Source organism: Burkholderia sp. LAS2, assembly GCF_018417615.1.
In the GTDB taxonomy this organism is placed as follows: Bacteria; Pseudomonadota; Gammaproteobacteria; order Burkholderiales; family Burkholderiaceae; genus Burkholderia; species Burkholderia sola.
This window is the reverse complement of the sequence record NZ_CP071053.1, coordinates 1,103,958-1,123,103: the sequence shown is the minus strand read 5'-3', so window position 1 is coordinate 1,123,103 and position 19,146 is coordinate 1,103,958. Positions and strand designations below refer to the sequence as shown.

Annotated in this window: 18 protein-coding genes and 1 pseudogene; 8 read left to right on the top strand and 11 right to left on the bottom strand. The window is 67.8% G+C overall.

Annotation, left to right across the window (positions count from 1 at the left end):
- Positions 1-27: 27 nt before the first annotated feature.
- Entirely contained in the window at positions 28-810 is a 783-nt protein-coding gene (locus JYG37_RS25440; RefSeq protein ID WP_213346151.1) for an aldolase, read from the bottom strand.
- Between the two features lie 134 nt (positions 811-944).
- Between JYG37_RS25440 and JYG37_RS25435 the strand changes: the two genes are divergently transcribed.
- Both JYG37_RS25435 and hutC read left to right on the top strand, forming a co-directional pair.
- Positions 945-1,487, top strand: a complete 543-nt coding sequence (locus JYG37_RS25435) for a helix-turn-helix domain-containing protein (RefSeq protein ID WP_050013406.1) — start codon at positions 945-947, stop codon at positions 1,485-1,487.
- A 31-nt stretch (positions 1,488-1,518) separates the two neighbouring features.
- The gene (hutC, locus tag JYG37_RS25430; protein ID WP_124556554.1) at positions 1,519-2,256 is read left to right on the top strand and encodes a histidine utilization transcriptional repressor HutC; all 738 of its coding nucleotides are present in this window, start codon (positions 1,519-1,521) and stop codon (positions 2,254-2,256) included.
- An 82-nt stretch (positions 2,257-2,338) separates the two neighbouring features.
- Here the strand turns inward: hutC and JYG37_RS25425 are convergent, their stop codons facing one another.
- Positions 2,339-3,187 (bottom strand): phytanoyl-CoA dioxygenase family protein, encoded by an 849-nt coding sequence (locus JYG37_RS25425; protein WP_124556555.1) that lies wholly within the window; start codon positions 3,185-3,187, stop codon positions 2,339-2,341.
- Between the two features lie 31 nt (positions 3,188-3,218).
- Positions 3,219-4,022: an ABC transporter substrate-binding protein gene (locus JYG37_RS25420; protein ID WP_050013409.1), complete on the bottom strand. Its 804-nt coding sequence runs from the start codon at positions 4,020-4,022 to the stop codon at positions 3,219-3,221.
- Between the two features lie 355 nt (positions 4,023-4,377).
- On the opposite strand from JYG37_RS25420, the gene JYG37_RS25415 reads away from it, so the two are divergent.
- Positions 4,378-4,878 carry a nucleotidyl transferase AbiEii/AbiGii toxin family protein gene (locus JYG37_RS25415; protein WP_213346150.1) on the top strand — a complete coding sequence of 167 codons (501 nt, stop codon included), beginning with the start codon at positions 4,378-4,380 and terminating at the stop codon, positions 4,876-4,878.
- A gap of 170 nt (positions 4,879-5,048) precedes the next feature.
- Entirely contained in the window at positions 5,049-5,912 is an 864-nt protein-coding gene (locus JYG37_RS25410; RefSeq protein ID WP_213346149.1) for a LysR family transcriptional regulator, read from the top strand.
- Between the two features lie 56 nt (positions 5,913-5,968).
- Here JYG37_RS25410 and JYG37_RS25405 read toward each other — a convergent pair whose 3' ends face one another.
- The 3 genes from JYG37_RS25405 to JYG37_RS25395 are packed head-to-tail and all read right to left on the bottom strand — an operon-like array spanning position 5,969 to position 8,932.
- Positions 5,969-6,445, bottom strand: coding sequence for a nuclear transport factor 2 family protein (locus tag JYG37_RS25405; RefSeq protein WP_176016309.1), 477 nt, complete (start codon positions 6,443-6,445; stop codon positions 5,969-5,971).
- 53 nt (positions 6,446-6,498) lie between these two features.
- On the bottom strand, positions 6,499-7,683 hold the full coding sequence (locus tag JYG37_RS25400; protein WP_124594829.1) for an amidohydrolase family protein: 1,185 nt from the start codon (positions 7,681-7,683) through the stop codon (positions 6,499-6,501).
- Positions 7,684-7,732: 49 nt separating this feature from the next.
- The gene (locus tag JYG37_RS25395) at positions 7,733-8,932 is read right to left on the bottom strand and encodes an amidohydrolase family protein (protein WP_213346148.1); all 1,200 of its coding nucleotides are present in this window, start codon (positions 8,930-8,932) and stop codon (positions 7,733-7,735) included.
- Positions 8,933-9,391: 459 nt separating this feature from the next.
- Between JYG37_RS25395 and JYG37_RS25390 the strand changes: the two genes are divergently transcribed.
- Both JYG37_RS25390 and JYG37_RS25385 read left to right on the top strand, forming a co-directional pair.
- Positions 9,392-10,042 (top strand): outer membrane lipoprotein, encoded by a 651-nt coding sequence (locus JYG37_RS25390; RefSeq protein ID WP_124594832.1) that lies wholly within the window; start codon positions 9,392-9,394, stop codon positions 10,040-10,042.
- Between the two features lie 287 nt (positions 10,043-10,329).
- Complete coding sequence (locus tag JYG37_RS25385) at positions 10,330-10,839, top strand: GNAT family N-acetyltransferase (RefSeq protein WP_050013494.1); 510 nt, start codon at positions 10,330-10,332, stop codon at positions 10,837-10,839.
- A gap of 65 nt (positions 10,840-10,904) precedes the next feature.
- Here the strand turns inward: JYG37_RS25385 and JYG37_RS35145 are convergent.
- A pseudogene (locus JYG37_RS35145) lies at positions 10,905-11,015 on the bottom strand (glycoside hydrolase family 28); the annotation flags it as partial.
- Positions 11,016-11,524: 509 nt separating this feature from the next.
- Here JYG37_RS35145 and JYG37_RS25375 point away from each other — a divergent pair.
- The gene (locus tag JYG37_RS25375) at positions 11,525-12,886 is read left to right on the top strand and encodes an aspartate aminotransferase family protein (RefSeq protein WP_124631362.1); all 1,362 of its coding nucleotides are present in this window, start codon (positions 11,525-11,527) and stop codon (positions 12,884-12,886) included.
- A gap of 123 nt (positions 12,887-13,009) precedes the next feature.
- Here the strand turns inward: JYG37_RS25375 and JYG37_RS25370 are convergent, their stop codons facing one another.
- Together JYG37_RS25370 and JYG37_RS25365 are read right to left on the bottom strand one after the other, a co-directional pair.
- Positions 13,010-14,194, bottom strand: coding sequence for a M20 aminoacylase family protein (locus JYG37_RS25370; protein WP_213346147.1), 1,185 nt, complete (start codon positions 14,192-14,194; stop codon positions 13,010-13,012).
- Between the two features lie 29 nt (positions 14,195-14,223).
- A complete protein-coding gene (locus tag JYG37_RS25365) occupies positions 14,224-15,456 on the bottom strand; it encodes a diaminopropionate ammonia-lyase (protein WP_213346146.1) in 1,233 nt (410 codons plus the stop codon).
- Positions 15,457-15,633: 177 nt separating this feature from the next.
- On the opposite strand from JYG37_RS25365, the gene JYG37_RS25360 reads away from it, so the two are divergent.
- The gene (locus tag JYG37_RS25360; protein WP_213346145.1) at positions 15,634-16,110 is read left to right on the top strand and encodes an Lrp/AsnC family transcriptional regulator; all 477 of its coding nucleotides are present in this window, start codon (positions 15,634-15,636) and stop codon (positions 16,108-16,110) included.
- A 63-nt stretch (positions 16,111-16,173) separates the two neighbouring features.
- Here the strand turns inward: JYG37_RS25360 and JYG37_RS25355 are convergent, their stop codons facing one another.
- Positions 16,174-17,898 carry a tannase/feruloyl esterase family alpha/beta hydrolase gene (locus JYG37_RS25355; RefSeq protein WP_089489911.1) on the bottom strand — a complete coding sequence of 575 codons (1,725 nt, stop codon included), beginning with the start codon at positions 17,896-17,898 and terminating at the stop codon, positions 16,174-16,176.
- Positions 17,899-17,931: 33 nt separating this feature from the next.
- Positions 17,932-19,080, bottom strand: a complete 1,149-nt coding sequence (locus tag JYG37_RS25350; RefSeq protein WP_050013420.1) for a porin — start codon at positions 19,078-19,080, stop codon at positions 17,932-17,934.
- Between the last annotated feature and the right edge of the window lie 66 nt (positions 19,081-19,146).

Genomic DNA, 19,146 nt, shown 5'->3' with positions numbered 1-19,146 from the left:
GTGAAGAGATCGAAACGGCGCACGCGCTCAAGCGACGCAATCCCGATGCGTACGCAACGCACGGCGTGCGTAGTAGTCGAACGTCACCGCATCGCGCTTCGGCTTCGAGATCCAGTCGTGCGCTTCGCGCGCCAGCGCCGGCGGCACCGGTTTGATCTCGCCGGCCGACATCGCGAGCAGTTGCAGCTTCGCCGCGCGTTCGATCAGCAGCGCGAGGATGCACGCCTCCTCGATCGTCTTGCCGACCACCAGCTGGCCGTGATGCGACAGCAGGATCGCGCGCTTGCTGCCCAGCGCCCTCGAGATGATCTCGCCCTCCTCGTTGCCGACCGGCACGCCCGGCCAGTCCTTCAGGAACGCGCAATCGTCGTACAGCGGGCAGGTGTCCATGTGCGACACGACCAGCGGCTGTTCGAGCATCGACAGCGCCGCGACATGCGCCGGATGCGTATGGATGATGCAGTTCACGTCCGGGCGCTCGCGATAGATCCACGTATGGAACCGATTGGCCGGGTTCGGAATGCCTTCGCCATCGACGACGTCGAGATCCTCGTTGACGCGCAGCAGGTTCGCGGCCGAAATTTCGTCGAAACCGAGCCCGAGCCGCTGCGTGTAGTACGTGCCGGCCGCATCCGCGCGGCAGGTGATCTGCCCGGCCAGGCCCGAATCGTGGCCGGCGTCGAACAGGATCCGGCACGTCAGCGCGAGCTTTTGTCGCGCAGACCAGCCGCTGTCGCCCACTTCCTTTTCAAGCCGCCGCTCCGCCAGCGCGACCAGCGCTTCCTTCGTCAAATTCAGCGTTTCCGCCATGTTCGCCTCCTGAATGAACCGGGTCTGCCGCGCCGTCCGCGGCCGTTTTTTCCGGCGTTCGTGACACACGATACACCGAATGACACTTTGTGTCATGCGTTACAATCGGTTTTTCGAAGGACACCTGGCGCCCCATGACGATTCGCCTGAAGCTGCTCAGAAAACAGAAGGGCTGGACGCTCGACGTGCTGGCCGACGAGACCGGCCTCACCAAGAGCTACCTGTCGAAGGTCGAGCGCGGCCTGAGCGTGCCGTCGATCGCGGTCGCGCTGAAGCTGTCGAAGGCGCTGAACGTCGACGTCGAGCAGCTGTTCTCGGAAAGCAGCAACCGCGAGCTGATCACGGTCACGCGCGCCGGCGAGCGCACCGCGATGGGCGCGGCAGCCGATAGTCACGCGCACCGCTTCGAGAGCATCGCGGCGGGCGTCGCGCCGAAGAAGATGCTGCCGTTCGTCGTGCATCCGCCCCACGAATTCGTCGCGTCGACGTTCCGCGAACACGAAGGCGAGGAATTCCTGTTCGTGCACAAGGGGCGCGTCGAAATCGAATTTCCGAACGAGACGGTGCAACTCAGGACCGGCGATTCAGTCTATTTCAACGCACTCATCCCGCACCGCACGCGCAGCCTCGGCGCCGCGCAGGCGGAGATCCTGGTCATCGTCAGCCACGACGACTAGCCTCGTCACTTCTTCGCGCAAGGATCTTCCGATGGTCACCAAGGCCACCGCACCGTTCCAGCAGATCAAGACGCTCGTTCGCCAGCACGTCGAGTCCGGCGACTGGCGCCCCGGCGACCGCATCCCGTCCGAGCTCGATCTCGCCGCGCAGTTCGGCGTCGCGCGCATGACGGTCAACCGCGCGCTGCGCGAGCTGACCGAGGAAGGCGTGCTCAAGCGCATCGCGGGCGTCGGCACCTTCGTCGCCGAGGTGAAGCCGCAGTCGAACCTGCTGATGATCGCGCATATCCGCGACGAGATCCGCGCGCGCGGCCACGAGTACCGCTGCCGCGTGCTCAGCCAGTCGCGCGAGCCCGCGTCGTTCGACGTCGCGGCCGCGTTCGGCCTGCCGGTCAACACGCCGGTCTTTCACGTGGTGTGCGTGCACGAGGAGAACGGCCGCCCGATCCAGCTCGAGGATCGCTACGTGAACCCGGCCGCCGCGCCCGGCTTCATCGATCAGGATTTCCAGACCGAGCCGCCGTCCGAGTACCTGTACAACAACGTATCGCACCACGAACTGGAAATCGAGCACGTCGTCGACGCGTCGCTGCCGACCGGCGAACAGGCGCGGCTGCTCGACATGCGCGCCGACGAGCCGTGCCTGACGCTCACGCGCCGCACGTGGACGGATGGCCTGCCCGTCACGTTCGTGCATTTCCTGCATCCGGGCAACCGCTACCGGCTCGGCTCGCGCTTCAAACCGGGCGCGGGGCGCCACCCGACCTGATCCTTCGTCGCACGCGCCCAACGCACGACGGCCGTTTCGTCCCTGGAACCGCCGCCGGGTTCGTTACCTCGACGCGCCAGAGTCAGATCGCGCCGACCTGCCCCGCATCGCGCGACCACACGACCGGAAACAGCGGGTGATCGAGCGGCGCACCGTCCGGCAGTTGTTCCGCGAGCCCGGGGAAATGGGGCGACGTTTTCCAGCGGCGCGGCGCGTGACGGATATCGTCGCCGACGAAGCGGATCGAAAACGCGCGCCGGCGGTTCTGCGTGCCGCCCGACGCATGCAGCGTCAGCATCCGGAAGCACACCATGTCACCCGGTTCGAGCGCCCAGCGACGGATCGGGAAGGCCGCGCGGTCGGCTTCGATGTCGGGCAGGTCGGCGAGGCTGCCTTCCGGAAACCACTTCGCCTCCTTGTCCATGAACGTGCGCGGCATCAGCCACGGCCCGCGATGCGAACCCGCGACGAATTCGAGCGTCGATTCGAGCGGCACCGGATCGACCGGAATCCACATGCTGACGTTGTCGTCGCCTTCGATGTCGTAGTACGGCTGGTCCTGGTGCCACGGCGTGCGCTGCCGCGTGCCGGGCTCCTTCACGAGCAGGTGGTCGTGATGCAGCCGCACGGTGTCCGTGCCCATCAGCGCGGCGGCGACCGACGGCGCCGGCGAGCGCACGATGAAGTCGCGATACGCGTCGTTGTGCTGCCAGTTGCAGAAATCCTCGAAGAACCAGCCCGGATCGTCGGGCCGGCTCGCGACCTTCGCGCGTTCGCTCGGCTGCGCGAGGTTCGCGTCGATGCCGGCCTGCAGCGCGGCCACTTCGTCCGGCGAAAAGATGCCCTTGATGCAGACCGCGCCTTCGTCGCGGAACGCGGCGATCAGTTCGGGCGTCACGGCTTGCGCGACGCGATCCTGGATACTCGTCATGGTGTGCCTGTCGGTTGGATGAGTCACGGGGTCACGGCGCCGAAGTCAGTTGCTGCTTTGCGCCGTAGATGTCGAAGTCGAAGTATTTCGCGGCGATCTTCTGGTACGTGCCGTTCGCACGGATCGCGACGATCGCGTCGTTCAGCCGCTTCTTCATGTCGCCGTCGCCCTTGCGTATGCCCATCGCCACGCCGTGTCCGGTGATCCGCGCGTCGGTCACGTCCGGGCCCGCGAACGCGTAACCCTTGCCGCGCGGCGTCTTCAGGAACGAGTAGCCAGCCTGGGTCTTGTCCTGGAACGTCGCATCGAGCCGGCCGTTCACCAGATCCTGATACACCTGGTCCTGATTCTGGTACGACACGATCGTCACGCCCTTGGTCGCCCATTCGGCCTTCGCGTACGCCTCCTGCGTCGTGCCCTGGTCGATCCCGACGCGCTTGCCGGCGAGCGACGCGGCATTCGGCAGCAGCTTCGAGCCGACCGGCGCGACGAGCGCGCCCGGCGACGCATACAGCTTGTTCGAGAAGTCGATCTGCTTGAGCCGCTCGTCGGTGGCCGTCATCGCGGACATGATCACGTCGAACTTGCGCGCACGCAGCGCCGGGATCATCCCATCGAAGCTCTGTTCGACCCACACGCACTTCGCATGCAGTTGCTCGCAGATCGCGTTGCGCAGGTCGATGTCGAAGCCGGCCAGCGAGCCGTCGGGCTGCTTCGCCTCGAACGGCGGATACGTGGGGTCGATGCCCCAGCGGATCGTCGACGCGTCCTGCGCGAACGATACGAGCGGTGCGAACGCCAGCGCGGTGACGAGGAGCTTTGCGGTGCGGTTCATGGCATGTCCTTGAAGGTCTCGACGCGGCGGGCGACGCCGGCGTTCGGTTTGGGGCGATGCGACGGGGTGCCGGCGCGGGGCGCGAAAGACGAGGGACTTCGGTGAAACTGCCATGCAGTCTAGACCGCTTGATTTTTGAGCACAAGCAGGGAAATGCGGGAGGGCGGCGGATTAATAAAAGATCGAAGCCGGGGACGCGGGTGACGCTCCAGTGAGAGATTTTCCGGGAAATTTCGGATGTTTACCCTGCGCGATCCCGCACCTGACCCAGAATGCGTTTTCCGGACACCGGCCACCACCGCGATGTGTTTCCCGCGGTTCCGTCGAATCTACTGGCAACGTGCCCTATACTGCGATGGAATTTTTCAACGTGAATCCCCACATCAGCGATGCCGCGTCCGACATCACGCCGAATGATGAGGAACACGCCGGGTTCGTGAAGCTGATGCTGCCCGACGGCGAAATCGACTTCGTGGTCTCCCGGAATCTGACGTCTCCCGGCTACGACGAACGGACGCTGATGGATCGTGTCGTCAAGGTCGAGACTTCCGCGGAAATCGTCGCCAAGAAAATGCGGCACCGCGGCGATCGTCCGACTGCGCGGGACCTGTTCGATCTGTGCCTGGTCATCGAGCGGGAGCCGGAAAGCTTGATGGAAGCCGGTGCGTTCCTCGTTCGGCATCGCGACACGTTTCTGCGTCTGCTCAACGAGCATCGCGCCTTCGTACAACCGCGGTTCGACGACATCCGGACACTCGGCTACACGCCGTCGTTCGACTATTGCGTTGAACTCGCCGACGCATTCCTGCGAAAACTCCCCGGCGGCACGCCTGAACCCAAATCGCGCCGCCGCTGATCCCTACCGCGCCCGCGAACGTCATCCACAGGAAGTCGTCAAGCACCTCACAATCCCGCAAAACACCCGCCCAACTCGGGCGAAACCGCGATTGCCCGCGCTGCCCTGCCATGTTAAAAGTCGTCGCACGCATTTGAAAATGCAATGCCCGAATCCCTAGAAGTGCATAAATGAATAGACCCCTGTTCGACATCGACCTGCTGCGTGCGCTGGTGATGGTCGCCGACTGCGGCAGTTTCACGACGGCGTCCGCGCGCCTGCATTCGACGCAGTCGACGGTCAGCCAGAAGGTGCGCCGGCTCGAGGAAATCGCCGGCCACCGCCTGCTCGACCGCGGCGCGCGCGACGTGCGGCCGACCGATGCGGGCGTGACGGTGCTCAGTTATGCGCGACGCATGCTCGCGCTGAACGACGAGATGCTGGAGGCGCTGTCGGGCGCGACGGTCGCGCTGACGATCCGGCTCGGCGTGCCCGACGATTTCGCGGCGGGCCGCACGACGCACGCGCTCGCGGCGTTCAAGCGCGAGCATCCGCAGGTGAAGCTCGAAGTGACGTGCGGGCTGAGTCGCGACATCAGCGCCGCGTACGATCGCGGCGAACTCGACCTCGTGCTGATCAAGCAGCGGCGCGACAGCCGCGAGGCCGTCGTGCGCTGGCCGGAGAAGCTACGCTGGATCGACAGCGCGAAGCATCCGTCGATCGATCTCGACCCGGTGCCGATCGTCGTGTTCCCGCCGCGCGGACTCTACCGCGACGACATGATCAAGGCGATCGAGGAGCGCGGCCGCCGCTGGCGGATCAGCTTCACGACGTCGAGCCTGAGCGGCATCCAGGCGGCGGTCGCAGACGGGCTCGGCATCAGCGTACTGCCCGCGCGCGTGGTGACGGACGAGCATGTGGTGCTGACCGCGAAGCAGGGCTTCGCGCCGATCGAGCATATGGACATCGCGATCCTGCATCGGCCGACGGCCGACCCGATGGTCCGCGTGCTGACGAAGACGCTCGCGGCGATGCTGGAACTCGAAGGGCGGTAGGCGAAGCGGATTTCGAACGGGAGCGGCGCGCAGGGGGGCGCCGCGCGCCACACGTGTCAGAACATCGTGTTGCCGTTCGCCGCCTGCTCGGGCACCGGCTGGTTGACGTCCCAGTGTTCGACGATCTTGCCGTGCTCGAGCCGGAAGATATCCATGATCGCGCTGCCGCGCGTGCCCGGTTCGCGCACCGCGTGCACGTGCAGGATCACGTAGTCGCCGTCGACGAACGCACGCTTGATCTCGCTGTGCGACTGCGGATACTTGTCGCGCAGGAACGCGACGAACTTGCGGAAACCGTCACGCCCGTCGGCCGCGTTCGGGTTGTGCTGCACGTAGCGATCGCCGACATACGCGAGCGCGGCGTCCGCATCCTTGTCGTTCAAGCCTTTCTCGTAGAACGCGAGCACCGTGCGCCGGTTGGCTTCCTGCTGCGCGTCGTCGGCCGAGCCGGTCGCCACCGCATGCGCAGCGCTCACGGCGAACAGGGCCGCCGCCATCCATCGTGCGGCCCGTGCCGCGGTCGTGCGTCGCATCGTCGTCTCCCGACATCCGGTTGAAACCGGATCATACCGGGGCGACGCGGCGCTCAGACCAGCGCGCCATGACGCGCGACGATCTTCCCGGACGATACGACGAGACGCCGCACCGGCCGCGCGACGACGGCCTCCGCGAACGTCAGCGCATCGACGAGCACGACGTCCGCGCGGCTGCCCGGCTGCAGCCCGTAATCCGCGAAACCGCAGCCGCGCGCCGCGCCGTGCGTCACGCAGTCGAGCGCGACTTCGAGCGCATCGTCTCGGCGGAAATCGTTGCGCATGCCGATCAGCATCGCGCGTTCGAGCATGTCGGGCGAACCGTAGGGCGTCCACGTGTCGCGCACGCCGTCGTTGCCGCCGATCACGGTCACGCCTGCCGCGCGGCACGCGGCCACCGGCGGCACCGGCACCGCGGCCGGCGCGGTCGTGACGATGCCAACGCCGAGCTCGGCCATCCGCGCGAGCAGCGCATCGCGCTCGCGTTCGACGAGATCGCCCAGACAGAAACCATGACTGATCGTGACCTTGCCGTGCATGCCGTGCGTCGCGGTGCGCTGCAGGATCAGGTCGAGCGAGTACGCGCCCATCGACCCGCGCTCGTGCAGATGGATGTCGAGTCCGCGGCCGTGGCGTTCGGCGATCGCGAACAGCACGTCCACCGCCTCGACCGGATCGCCTTCGATCGCGCACGGATCGAGCCCGCCGAGCAGGTCGGCGCCGGCGTCGAGCGCGTCGGATAGCAACGCATCGGTGCCCGGCCGCTTGAGCACGCCCGATTGCGGAAACGCGACGATCTGGATCTCGACCTGCCCGCGCAGCGTCTCGCGCGTCGCGAGCACGCCGTGCAGATGGCGCAGCCCGGCTTCGGTATCGACGTCGACGTGCGTGCGGATGCGCGTCGTGCCGGCCGCGAGGAACGCGCGCGCCAGCGCGAGCGACGCGGCGCCCGCGTCATGCCCGCTCGTCGCGCGATAGCGGCGTTCGTTCTCGATACGGTCGACGAGACGCGGCCCGACCGCGTTGCGATACCACGGCATCCCCCAATGGGTCTTGTCGAGGTGCGTGTGGCCTTCGACGAGGCCGGGCAGCGCCAACGCGAGCGCGCCGTCCTCGATCGCACAGCCGGCGGGCGCGTCGAGCGACGGGCCGACGCGCGCGATGCGATCGCCTTCGATCAGGATATCGAGCGCGGCGTCGGCGTTCGTGCGGACATTGCGGATCAGCAGGTTCGTCATGTCGGTTCCGGTCGGGTCGGTCGGTGCAAGGTGCCGCGGGTCGGGCGGATCAGCGCGTAAAGCGCAGCGACGGCGCGAGCGGTGCGCCCTGATCGCTTTCGCCGTGGCGGAATACCCAGCGTTCGGCCGGCACGCCGGCGACGGCTGCCGCCGCATTCGGCGCACGCACCGCGACGAAGCTCGCGTCGCAGCCGACCGCGATTCCGTAGTGCTCCTTGCCGATCACGCGCGCGCCGGCGTGCGTCGCCATGTCGAGTGCGATGCCGAGCGCTTCGTCGGTGTAGAAGCCCGACCGGTAGCCGACCATCATCGCGCGCTGCAACATGTCGCCGTTGCCGTACGGCCACCACGCGTCGCGGATGTTGTCGTTGCCCGCGAACACGTGCACGCCCGCGTCGCGCAGCCGTTGCACCGGCGGGAACGCGCAGTCGCCCGGTGCATTCGTCAGGATCGATACGCCGGCGTCGGCCAGCACCGCAGCGGTGCGCTGCACGTCGTCGGCGCTCACCTGGCCGAGCGCGTACGCATGGCTCACGTTCACGCGTCCGCCGAGCCCGGCCGCGCGCGTGCGCGCCGCGATCCGCAGCAATTGCGCGATGCCCGTTTCGCCCGGCTCGTGCAGGTGGATGTCGATTTTCGCGCCGCGCTTCTCGGCGATGCCGAACACGATGTCGAGCTGGCCGTCCGCATCGCCGTCGAGCGTCGTCGGGTCGATTCCGCCGACCACGTCCGCGCCTTCGCGCACCGCCGCATCGAGGATCTCGGCGGTGCCCGGGCACGTGATCACGCCGGCCTGCGGAAACGCGACCAGTTCGATGTCGACGATCCCGCGCCACTGTTCTCGCGCGGCCATCACGGCGTGCAGGTTCGACAGCCCCGTCGTCGCATCGACGTCGACGTGGCTGCGCATCGCGATCGTGCCTAACGCGGCGGCCTGCGCGATCAGCGCGTTCGCGCGCTCGACGATCGGCGGCGCGGCCGCGAGCTGGCGCTTCTCGACCGCGAGCCGCTCGCGCAGCGAGCCGACCGGCTCATGCGGCACCCAGCGATCGCCGACGAAGCTCTTGTCGAGATGGATGTGGCCGTCGACGAAACCGGGCAGCACGACGCGGCCGTCGAGGTCGATCGTCTGCGCGCCGGGCGCGGCGGTGCAATCGGCGCCGATCGCGGCGAAGCGGCCGTCGCGGACGACGAGATTGACGGGTTGGCCGCTGGCGTCGCGGGCGTTGATGAAGAATCGTTCGGTCATGGCTTCGATTGGGGCGGTCGCGGCGCGACACCGACGCGGACAGGGGAGGAAACGCGGCCGGCGCGGCGCGACCGTTGGCAGGGAATCCGGCCACGATATCGGACGCCGCTGCGCGAGGCCAATTAAAAGTCGCGATGCCGCGCATTCGATTTCCCGATGTGCGGCGCGCAGCGCCGGCGGACCGAACGCGGAGACGGGTTTCGTTGGCCGTGGAAGCGGCTGGAATGTCGGCGGCCGCGCGGGGGTGCAGCGCCCGCACGCGTGCGCCGGGGAACCGCGTCGCGCCGTTGCCGGCCGCCCCTTCGACGCCCACCCCACCGGCGATTTACGCGGCAACAGACTTTACACGTTGTTACCCGGCCGCACCGGACGCGCATCCGGCCATTCCTTATACTCACGCCGAGTTCGCCACCCTGACGGGAATCCATCGGCGGACACGTTGCCGATGCAGGAAACATCATGATGCGCATGCCTTCCACGAAGACCGTTCTGTTCGCCTCGCTCGTCGCCGTGGCGGCGCTTCCGCTCACCGCGTGCGTCGCGCCGGGCTACTACGGCGCGCAGCCGGGCTATCCGCAGCAACAGCAATACGCGACGCCCGGCTATGCGCAGCCCGCATATTCGCAGCCGGGCTACGTGCAGCAGCAACCGGCGTATCCGAACCAGGCGCCGCAACCGTACGATCAATACGGCAACCCGTCGCAATACGGCTCGCAGCCGTATGACCAGTACGGCAACCCGCAACAGCAATACGCGACCCCGTACGGCACGCAGTACGGCACCGTGTCGAACATCCAGCCGGTCAACGGCTCGGTCGCTCCGTCGGGCATCGCCGGCACCGTCGTCGGTGCGCTGGTCGGTGGGCTGGTGGGCAACCAGTTCGGCCGCGGTCACGGCCGCGATGCGGCGACCGTGATCGGCGCGCTCGGCGGCGCGGTGGCCGGCAACCAGATCGGCCAGCAGATGGGCGCCGCGCAAGGCCCAAGCAGCTACCGGATCGACGTGCAGGTCAGCGACGGCTCGATGCGCTCGTTCGACGTGCAGTCGCCGGGCAACCTGCGTCCGGGCGACCGCGTGCAGATCAACGGCAATCAACTGTCGCGCTATTGATTCCCGTGGCGTGCGCGTGAGTTGATCGCGCGCACGTCGCCTGTTCGACGTCGTGCGCCAGACCGGCGCGACCGCGCATGCGCTTGACGCGCACCCTCCTTGATCGCGGTACGACACGCCATCATCACTGTCTTCTCCGTTCACGATCGCGCCCGCCGCCCCTGCGACGCACCGCGCATCGCCACGCGGCATCCGGATTCCTATTAGGATTAGGACGATGCATCCCCGCGACCGCCGCAGCGGCGCGCCGGCATGCACACCCCTCAACCGGAATGCCGCCGATGACGATGACGACAACGATCCGCCTGCTTGACGCCGCCGACGCGGCGCAGTTCCAGACCGTCCGCCTGCGTGCGGTCGACACCGCCCCGACGTCTTTCCTGCCGACGCTCGACGAAGAGTCGCAGGTGCCGGTCGACGAATTCGCGAAACGCCTCACGCCGACGCAGGCACAGGCCGTGTTCGGCGCGTTCGACGGCGGCACGCTCGTCGGCATCACCGGCGTACGCCGCGATGCGCGCACGAAGATCGCGCACAAGGCGACGATCTGGGGCGTGTACGTCGACGCCGCGTATCGCGGGCAACGCGTCGCGCAGGCGCTGCTCGACCGCGCGACCGCGCATGCGGCGAACGCGTGGGGATGCAGCCAGCTGATGCTGTGCGTGAACGAAGTCAACCACGCCGCGGAGCGGCTGTATGCGTCGCAGGGATTCGTGCGGTTCGGCACGGAGCCGCGCTCGATGTGCGTCGACGGCCGCTTCTACGACGAGCACTACATGGTGAAGACGCTGGCGTAGCGTATTCGTGTTCGCGTGCAGGTACCGATCGGCCGCACGCGAACGTCGTGGCGTGTCACCTCATCTCACCGCTTGTCGGTGATCGTCGTGTTGACGACCTGCCCGGCGATCGTCACGTTCGTCAGCGTCATCGCGCTCACGTTGAACGCATAGATCGGCCCCGGCGACGTGACCGTCACGTTCTGCACGACCGGTGCTCGCGTGCACATCGCGTCGCTCATCAGTTGGTCGTCGCAGCCGAGCGTGACGATGAAGGTGCGGCACGTTACCCGCTTCGATGCGGGTGATCGGAGAGAAAGATGAACGACGACGATGGGCGCCATGGGCGCGCCTTCCGGGGAAGGGTATCGATGCGCTGGGCGACAGCTCGCATTTATACGTCGTCATACCATATCGCGCAGTCGACGCACGCTTCGCACGGATCATGCATCCGTCGCTTACCCAGTTTTTACGCGCACAGCCGTATATATGTGTGCACACACTCACATTTCACTGCCTACGCTTAGAGATAAGTTGTCGTATGTTTATGCGCAAAAACTTCAATTAAATCGTCTCGGCCGACCTATCCGCCAAAGCGATTTCCCTGCTCGCCAACCGCCGCCGACCCGCCTCGGTAATTCCGCCTCTGTTCAGCTCCCTGCTGCCCGCGCTATCGTTTCCCCTATCCCCCAGCCAGGAGCTGCCTTTGCCTACCCGCCACGGAGTGGACCTCATCCGCGCCCGCGCGCTGTTCGATCGCGAGCGCCGCGCGTTCACCGAAGCCATGCCGGTCTCCCGCGCACTCTCCGCGGAAGCGTCCGAGCACTTGCTGTTCGGCGTGCCGTTGCACTGGATGCAGGACTGGTCGACCCCGTTCTCGCTATACGTGAAGGAAGCACGCGGCGCGACGTTCATCGACGTCGACGGTCATCGCTACGTCGACTTCTGCCTCGGCGATACGGGCGCGATGTTCGGCCATGCGCCCGAACCGGTCGCCCGCGCGCTCGTCGAGCAGGCCACGCGCGGCTATACGACGATGCTGCCGAGCGAGGACGCCGCCTGGGTGTCGCGCGAACTCGCGCGCCGCTTCCAGCTGCCGGTCTGGCAATTCGCGCTGAGCGCGAGCGACGCGAACCGCTTCGTGCTGCGCTGGGCGCGCGCGGCCACCGGCCGCAACACGATCGTCGTGTTCAACGGCTGCTATCACGGTACCGTCGACGACGTGTTCGTCGATCTCGTCGACGGCCGCCCGGTGCAGCGCGACAGTCTGCTCGGGCAGTCGTACGACCTGCTCGCGAACACGCGCGTCGTCGAATTCAACGATCTGGACGCGCTCGAAGCGGCGCTGAAGGACGGCGACGTCGCGTGCGTGCTCGCCGAGCCCGCGATGACGAACATCGGTATGGTGCTGCCCGACCCCGGCTTCTGGGAGGCCGCGCGCGAACTGACGCGCCGCCACGGCACGTTGCTGGTGATCGACGAGACGCACACGATCAGCAGCGGGCCCGGCGGCTACGCGGTCGCGCACGGCCTCGAACCGGACATGCTGGTGGTCGGCAAGCCGATCGCGGGCGGCGTGCCGTGCGCGGTGTACGGCTTCAGCGCCGAATTCGCGGAACGCGCGAAAGCGGCGAAGCTGAATGCGCCGCCCGGCCATTCGGGGATCGGCACGACGCTCACCGCGAACATGCTCGCGATGCATGCGATGCGCGCGACGCTTGCCGAAGTCGCGACCGACGCCGCGTATGCGTACATGTTCGCACTCGCCGCACGGCTCGCGGCTGGGCTCGACCAGGCGATCGCAAAACGCCGGCTGCCGTGGTGCGTGACGCGCATCGGCGCGCGCACCGAGTTTCAGTTCGCGCCCGTGCCGCCGCGCAACGGCACGCTGGCCGGCGCGCAACTCGACAGCGAACTCGAGCACATCGTGCACCTGTACCTGCTGAATCGCGGCGTGCTGATCACGCCGTTCCACAACATGATGCTCGTGTGCCCGCAAACGACGGCCGACGATGTCGATACGCTCGTCGCACAGTTCGATGCGTGCCTGGGTGAACTGGCCGGTTGATCGAATGCGACGACGGACGATCCTCGACGCGCCGGCAAACCGGTGCGCTCGAGCATCGATGCGTCGTCAATGACGAAGGTACGCCGCACGCGCGGCGAACCGAATACGCAGCGACCGCCTCCGCTACACCGCCTTCAACGCGCGTCGCGCCACTTCCGCGAAATAGCGCGCGCCGGTCGGCAAGATCTCGTCGTTGAAATCGTACGTCGCGTTGTGCAGCGGCACGCCGCCCTGCCCGGCCACTTCGCCGTTGCCGATGAACACGAAATTGCCCGGCACCGCCTGCAGGAACGCGCCGAAATCCTCCGAGATCATCATCGGCTGCACGTCGGCGTTCACCGCATCGGCGCCCGCGACGTGCGCGGCGGCCTGCGCGGCCGTGTCGACCCATTCCGGCGAATTCACCGTCGGCGCGAACTCGTGCGTGTACTCGAACGTGCAGGCCGCACCGTGCGTACGGCAGATCCCTTCGCTGATCTCGCGCATCCGCGCCTCCAGCAGCGCCTGCACGTCGCGCGAATAGCTGCGCGTGTCGCCCTTGATCGTCACCGTCGACGGCAGCACGTTGCGCAGCCCGTCGGTGATGAATTCCGTGCACGAGATCACCGCCTGCTGGCCCGGGTCGAGATTGCGCGACACGATCGTCTGCAGCGCGAGCACGATCTGCGCGCCGATCACGATCGGATCGATGCCCATGTGCGGCCGCGCCGCATGCGTGCCGCGCCCGTCGATCCGGATCACGAAATTGTCTTCGCTCGCCATGATGCCGCCCGCACGCGTCGCGAACGTGCCCGCGCGCATGCCGGGCATGTTGTGCGCACCGAAGATCGCGTCGACCGGAAAGCGCTCGAACAGCCCGTCGGCCATCATCGCCTTCGCGCCGCGGCCGTGCTCTTCCGCCGGCTGGAAAATGAAGCGCACCGTGCCGTCGAAATCCTTGCGCTCGGCCAGCAGTTGCGCGGCGCCGAGCACCATCGACATGTGGCCGTCGTGCCCGCACGCATGCATCTTGCCGGGCGTGCGCGACACGTGTTCGCGGCCCGACGCGTGCTCGACGATGTTCAGCGCGTCCATGTCCGCGCGAATGCCGATCGTGCGCTGGCCCGTGCCGACCGTCAGGTTCGCGACGAGCCCCGTGCCGCCGATGCCGCGATGCACGTCGAGCCCGAGCGTCGTCAGGATCCGCGCGACGTAGTCCGACGTGTTCACCTCTTCGAATCCGGTTTCCGGGTGCTGGTGCAGATACCTGCGCCAGGTCTTCAGTCGGCCCTGCAGCGTGCTTTCTGCCGTTGCGTCGATTGCATCCATTGCGTTCGCCTCGTCGGTGGTCATGTCGTTCAGGCCGCCACCGCCGCGCGGCTCAGCCAGTCGCGCTGGCGCGCGAGCACCGCATCGGCCGTCTCGCCGACGCAGTTCCGGTACACGGACGGCGCGGTCGCCCCTTCCGTGTTGATCGCCAGCACGCGCGCGTTCGCGTCGAGCCCGACCTGCCGCGCGCGCGCCGGGTCGCGCATCAACACGGCCAGCCCCGCCACACCGGCCGCGCCCGATTCGCCGGCGACGAGCGGCACGTCGCGTTCGCTGCCGGCCGCGAGGCCACGCATCGCCTGCACCGCATCCGCGTCGTCGATCAGCATGAAGTGGTCGATGCACATCTCGAGAAAATCCCATGCGAGCGGCGACGCCTCGCCGCACGCGAGCCCGGCCATCACCGAATCGACGCTGCCGCTCGCCTTCGTCGCGCGGCCGGCCAGCGCGCTCTGGTACAGGCAGTCGGCCTGGCGCGGCTCGACGACGACAAAGCGCGGCCGCTGCACGCCGTCACGCTCCCACAGGTAACTCGCGACGCCCGCGGCGAGGCCGCCCACGCCGCCTTGCAGGAACACGTGCGTGAACGGCCGGCCGTCTTCCTCCGCGGCCTGCGCGGCCGCTTCGGCGGCGATCACGCCGTAGCCCTGCATCACGTCGCGCGGAATCGCTTCGTAGCCGTCGTACGACGTATCCGACACGACGTACCAGCCGTTCGCCTGCGCGAGCTGCGCCGCGCAGACGACCGATTCGTCATAGTTCCCCGCGATGCGCACGATCCGCGCGCCGTACGCGGAGATCGCGCGTTCGCGCTCGGCGTCGACGTGCGCGTGCAGCACGATCACGCAGCCGCAGCCGATCGCACGCGCGGCGGCAGCCAGCGCGCGGCCGTGATTGCCGTCGGTCGCGCTGATCACCGTCAGGTCGGCCAGTGCCGACGCGTAGCGGCCGGTGACGAGCCCTTGCGGATCGAGTGCCTGCGTGCGGCGCAGCCGCTTCACGAGCCGCACCAGCGCGATCGGCGCGCCGAGTGCCTTGAAGCTGCCGAGCGGCGAACGGCACGACTCGTCCTTCACGCTGACGCTCGCGACGCCGAGCCGCGCGGCGAGATCGGGCAGCGCGCGCAGCGGCGTGCGTGCATTGCCGACGAGCGGCCAGTGCGCGAGCCATGCGCCGCTTTCGTCGGCCGACGCGATGTTCATCACGCGGCGCAGCGCGTTCGGGTAGGCGGTGCGCGACGCGCGCGGGTTGGCGATCAGCATGGCGAAAGGCTCCGGAGCGGGACCCCTGGGGGGTCCGTCGGGTGAGTCGGATCGGGCAGCGCGGGTTGCGCGCGCCGTCGGTTTGAAAAATAATATTGCGCGGTCGGGTGAATGAAATCGCCAAATCGACCGCTCCGACGCAAAAATTTCTCATTCTTCGAGGTTGCACGCGCCATCATGACGATCCCTCTCGATGCGTTCGATCGCAAGCTGCTGATGGAAGTCCAGCGCGACGCGCAGACGCCGCAGGCCGAGCTCGGCGCGCGCGTCAACCTGTCGACCGCTGCCGTGAACCGGCGGCTGCGGCGTCTCGCGGAAGCGGGCGTGATCGAGCGTTATACGGCCATCGTCGCGCCGGACAAGGTCGATCATCCGCTGACGATCGTCGTGAACGTCGAGGTCGAGAGCGAGCAGATCGACCAGCTCGACGCGATGAAACGCGCGTTCGAGCGCTGCCCGCAGATCCAGCAGTGCTACTACGTGACGGGAGAATGGGATTTCGTGCTGATCCTCGCGGTGCGCAACATGGATCAGTACAACGCGCTCACGCTCGAGCTGTTCTTCGCGAACAACAACGTGAAGCGGTTCAAGACGCTGGTCAGCATGAGCCGCGTGAAGGTCGGGCTCGACGTGCCGGTCGATGCCGGCGAGTGAATGCGGCGATGAAGCGGCCGGCGCGTGACAGCGTGCGCCGGCCGCTTCCCATCGACGGCTACGTCAGCGACAACTGAAGCTCGCCGCCGAGTTCAAGTCGCCCGAACCGTTGTAGCGCGCAACCTGCGGATACGGGCACAGCGGCCGCGTACGCCCCGCGCCCCACGACGCGGGCACGTCCGCGTTCGGCACCGCGTTCGTCGTGTCGCGCGCGGCAGCCACGACCGCCGCGGGCGCCTGCCCCTGTTCGACCCACGCGACGAGCGGCGTCAGCATGTCGAACTGGTCGGCGGCCGGCCCGCCGGAGCAGTGGTTCATCCCCGGCACCGGATAGAAGCGTGCGAAGCTCGACGCATCGCCGCCGTTCGCCTGCGCGACCTGCGCGTACCAGTCGCGCGTGTCGTTGAACGAGAACACCGGGTCGCCCGTGCCGTGATAGACGAGCAGCTTCGCGCCGCGCGACTTCAGCGCGGCGAGGTTCGTCTCGTCGGGCGGCGTCATGAACGACCATGACGATTGCGTATAAGTGCCGTTCGTCGCGAAGATTGCCGGCGCATCGTGGTCCATGTCGAAGCCGAGCGCGAAGCCGGCGAGGTTCGCGAGCACCGCGGCGGTTTTCGGCGGCGTCATGAACGTGAACGCCATCGCGGCCGGGTCGAGCATGATCGAGTTCGACTGCTTCCATGCAGCCCAGCCAGGGCCCGACAGGCCCGGATCGTACGGAAAGCTCGCGTACAGCGCCGTGCCCGCGCTGTTGCGCGCCCCGGCGAACACGTTCTCCAGCGCGGTTTTCTGCGCAGGCGTCAGGCACGACCCGGTGCGCGTGCCATTCGCGCAGGTGGGAACATCGGCATCGACGCTGAAGTGCGCCTGGCACGCGGCGACGTCCTGCACCATCCCGTCGGCCGCGCCGTCGAGCGCGTCGCATTTTTCGAGAATCTTCGCGCCGACGAACTGGCGTTCCGCATCGTTGAAACCGCTGCGGATATCCGGCAACCCGTTCGTTCCCGTGGCCGATGCGATCTTCGCGAACTGCTGCGCGCCGTACATCTCGCCGATCGCCGCCTTCGGCAGATGGAAGCCCGGATCGCCCGCGATGATGCCGTCGTAGTCGGCCGGATTGCGCACCGCCGTGACCATCGCGTGACGGCCGCCGTTCGAGCAGCCGCCGAAATAGCTGCGATCGGGCGCCTTGCCGTACGCGAGCCGGATCACCTGCTTCGCCATCGGCGTCAGCGCGTCGACGGCGCCGTAGCCGTAGTCGATCCGCGCCTGCGGATCGAGGCCGAACAGCGGATTCTGCGCGGCGCTGTGCCCAGAATCCGAGCTGATCACCGCGAAACCCTGGTTCAGCGCGTTGGTCAGCGGCCCGCCGCCGCCGATCTCGCCGGTCGCGGTCACGACGTTGCCGTCGAGCCCGCCGTTCGCCTGGTAAAAGAAGCGGCCGTTCCATGCTTTCGGCAAGCGCATCTCGAAGCCGATCGCATAGGTCTTGCCGTCCACCGCGCTCACGCGCTCGTTCATTTTCCCCGCGATCACGCAGTGCTCGGCGACCGGCTTGCCGGCCACCGTCAGCGCGCCGGCCGCCGCGGTCGTCACCGACGTGAACGACGTGTTCGCATACGCGAGCTTCGCGGCGAGCGCGTCGCAGGTCTGCGCCATCGCGGCCGGCGTCGCGGCGCTCAGGTGCGTGGGCGGCGCGCTGATCGAATCGTCGCCGCCGCAACCGGCGAGCAGGGCGGCGGCGGACAGCGGCGCAATACAGAGGAATGCAGATTTCCTGTTCAAGATAACTCCCATTCGGTTCGTCACGCCGCTGAATCAGAACATGTGCCGCACGCCGACCATCGCGCCGAGCTGCCCCATCCCTGCGCCGGGCGTCGTGCCGGGCCCGCCGCCGCTGACCGAGTAGCGCGCGTGCGCGCTGTTCCACAGATACGACGATTGCGCATAGACGGCCGTGCGCTTGGTCAGCAGATAAGTCGCGCGCAGCGTGGCCATCGTCGCGCGCGTGTCGTGCGCGCTGTTGACGATCCGGTAGCCTTCGCCGTCGACGATGAAATCGGGCTTCACCGCATACGACGCGCCGACGAAGAACAGGTCCGAATGCGCGCCGGGCGCGGCCGGCGAACCGGTCGACACGCGCCGCCCGATCCAGCCCGCGCCGATCTTCGCGCCGGCCGCCTGCGCATACGCGCTCACGTGCGTACGCGCATCCTTGCCGCCGCTGCTCGTGAACGGGACGGGCGCCACGCCGTCGAAGAAGTTGGCGGCCGCGCCGGTGCCGCCGCGCTGTTCCTCGTACGATGCCGCCGCACCGAAGTACGCGCTGTCGTACTTGAGCATCACCGACCAGTTGCGGCACTGCACCGCGTCGCCCGGCACCTGCCCCGCGCACGTGCCCTGCCCCGGCGAGTTGCCGGTGCCCGCGCCGTCGCGGCCGAACGAATACGCGGCGCCGAACGTCACGCCGCGATACGCGCCGACGTAGGTCACCGCGTTGTCGGCGCGGCCGTTCGGCACGTACGCGTCGAACGAGCCGAGCCCGTAGATGTCGGGGCCGATGATGTCCGCGCCCTGCAGCGCGAGATAGGTCATCGTGTACTGACGGCCGAACGCGAGCGTACCGAAGCCGCTCTTCAGCCCGACGAAGGCCTGGCGCCCGAACAGCCGGCCGCCCTGGCCGAGATCGCCGCCGCGTACGTTGAAGCCGCTTTCGAGCGTGAACACCGCCTGGTAGCCGCCGCCGAGATCCTCGGTGCCGCGCAGCCCCCAGCGCGACGGCAGCTCGCCCGTCACGCCCGGCATCCGCACGACGTGGTCGCCGGCCGCGTTCGCGTGCGACACGAACTCGACGCCCGTGTCGATGATCCCGTACAGCGTCACGCTCGACTGCGCGTGCGCGCCCGGCGCGGCAAGCGCGCAGCACGCGCCGGCGGCCAGCAGGCCGTTCCTTGTCTTCGTCTTCATTTCGTTGCGTCTCCAGACCGTGTTGAATTGCGCGCTCTGACGGCGCGCCTTGAAAAAAACGAAACG

Bases quoted from the DNA above. Each gene is read 5' to 3' on its own strand.
- JYG37_RS25440 (WP_213346151.1), bottom strand. From the start codon at position 810: ATGGCGGAAACGCTGAATTTGACGAAGGAAGCGCTGGTCGCGCTGGCG.
- JYG37_RS25400 (WP_124594829.1), bottom strand. From the start codon at position 7,683: ATGACGAACCTGCTGATCCGCAATGTCCGCACGAACGCCGACGCCGCG.
- JYG37_RS25415 (WP_213346150.1), top strand. From the start codon at position 4,378: ATGGAATTTTTCAACGTGAATCCCCACATCAGCGATGCCGCGTCCGAC.
- JYG37_RS25435 (WP_050013406.1), top strand. From the start codon at position 945: ATGACGATTCGCCTGAAGCTGCTCAGAAAACAGAAGGGCTGGACGCTC.
- hutC (WP_124556554.1), top strand. From the start codon at position 1,519: ATGGTCACCAAGGCCACCGCACCGTTCCAGCAGATCAAGACGCTCGTT.
- JYG37_RS25425 (WP_124556555.1), bottom strand. From the start codon at position 3,187: ATGACGAGTATCCAGGATCGCGTCGCGCAAGCCGTGACGCCCGAACTG.
- JYG37_RS25365 (WP_213346146.1), bottom strand. From the start codon at position 15,456: ATGCTGATCGCCAACCCGCGCGCGTCGCGCACCGCCTACCCGAACGCG.
- JYG37_RS25390 (WP_124594832.1), top strand. From the start codon at position 9,392: ATGATGCGCATGCCTTCCACGAAGACCGTTCTGTTCGCCTCGCTCGTC.
- JYG37_RS25405 (WP_176016309.1), bottom strand. From the start codon at position 6,445: ATGCGACGCACGACCGCGGCACGGGCCGCACGATGGATGGCGGCGGCC.
- JYG37_RS25395 (WP_213346148.1), bottom strand. From the start codon at position 8,932: ATGACCGAACGATTCTTCATCAACGCCCGCGACGCCAGCGGCCAACCC.
- JYG37_RS25385 (WP_050013494.1), top strand. From the start codon at position 10,330: ATGACGACAACGATCCGCCTGCTTGACGCCGCCGACGCGGCGCAGTTC.
- JYG37_RS25350 (WP_050013420.1), bottom strand. From the start codon at position 19,080: ATGAAGACGAAGACAAGGAACGGCCTGCTGGCCGCCGGCGCGTGCTGC.
- JYG37_RS25360 (WP_213346145.1), top strand. From the start codon at position 15,634: ATGACGATCCCTCTCGATGCGTTCGATCGCAAGCTGCTGATGGAAGTC.
- JYG37_RS25420 (WP_050013409.1), bottom strand. From the start codon at position 4,022: ATGAACCGCACCGCAAAGCTCCTCGTCACCGCGCTGGCGTTCGCACCG.
- JYG37_RS25370 (WP_213346147.1), bottom strand. From the start codon at position 14,194: ATGGATGCAATCGACGCAACGGCAGAAAGCACGCTGCAGGGCCGACTG.
- JYG37_RS25410 (WP_213346149.1), top strand. From the start codon at position 5,049: ATGAATAGACCCCTGTTCGACATCGACCTGCTGCGTGCGCTGGTGATG.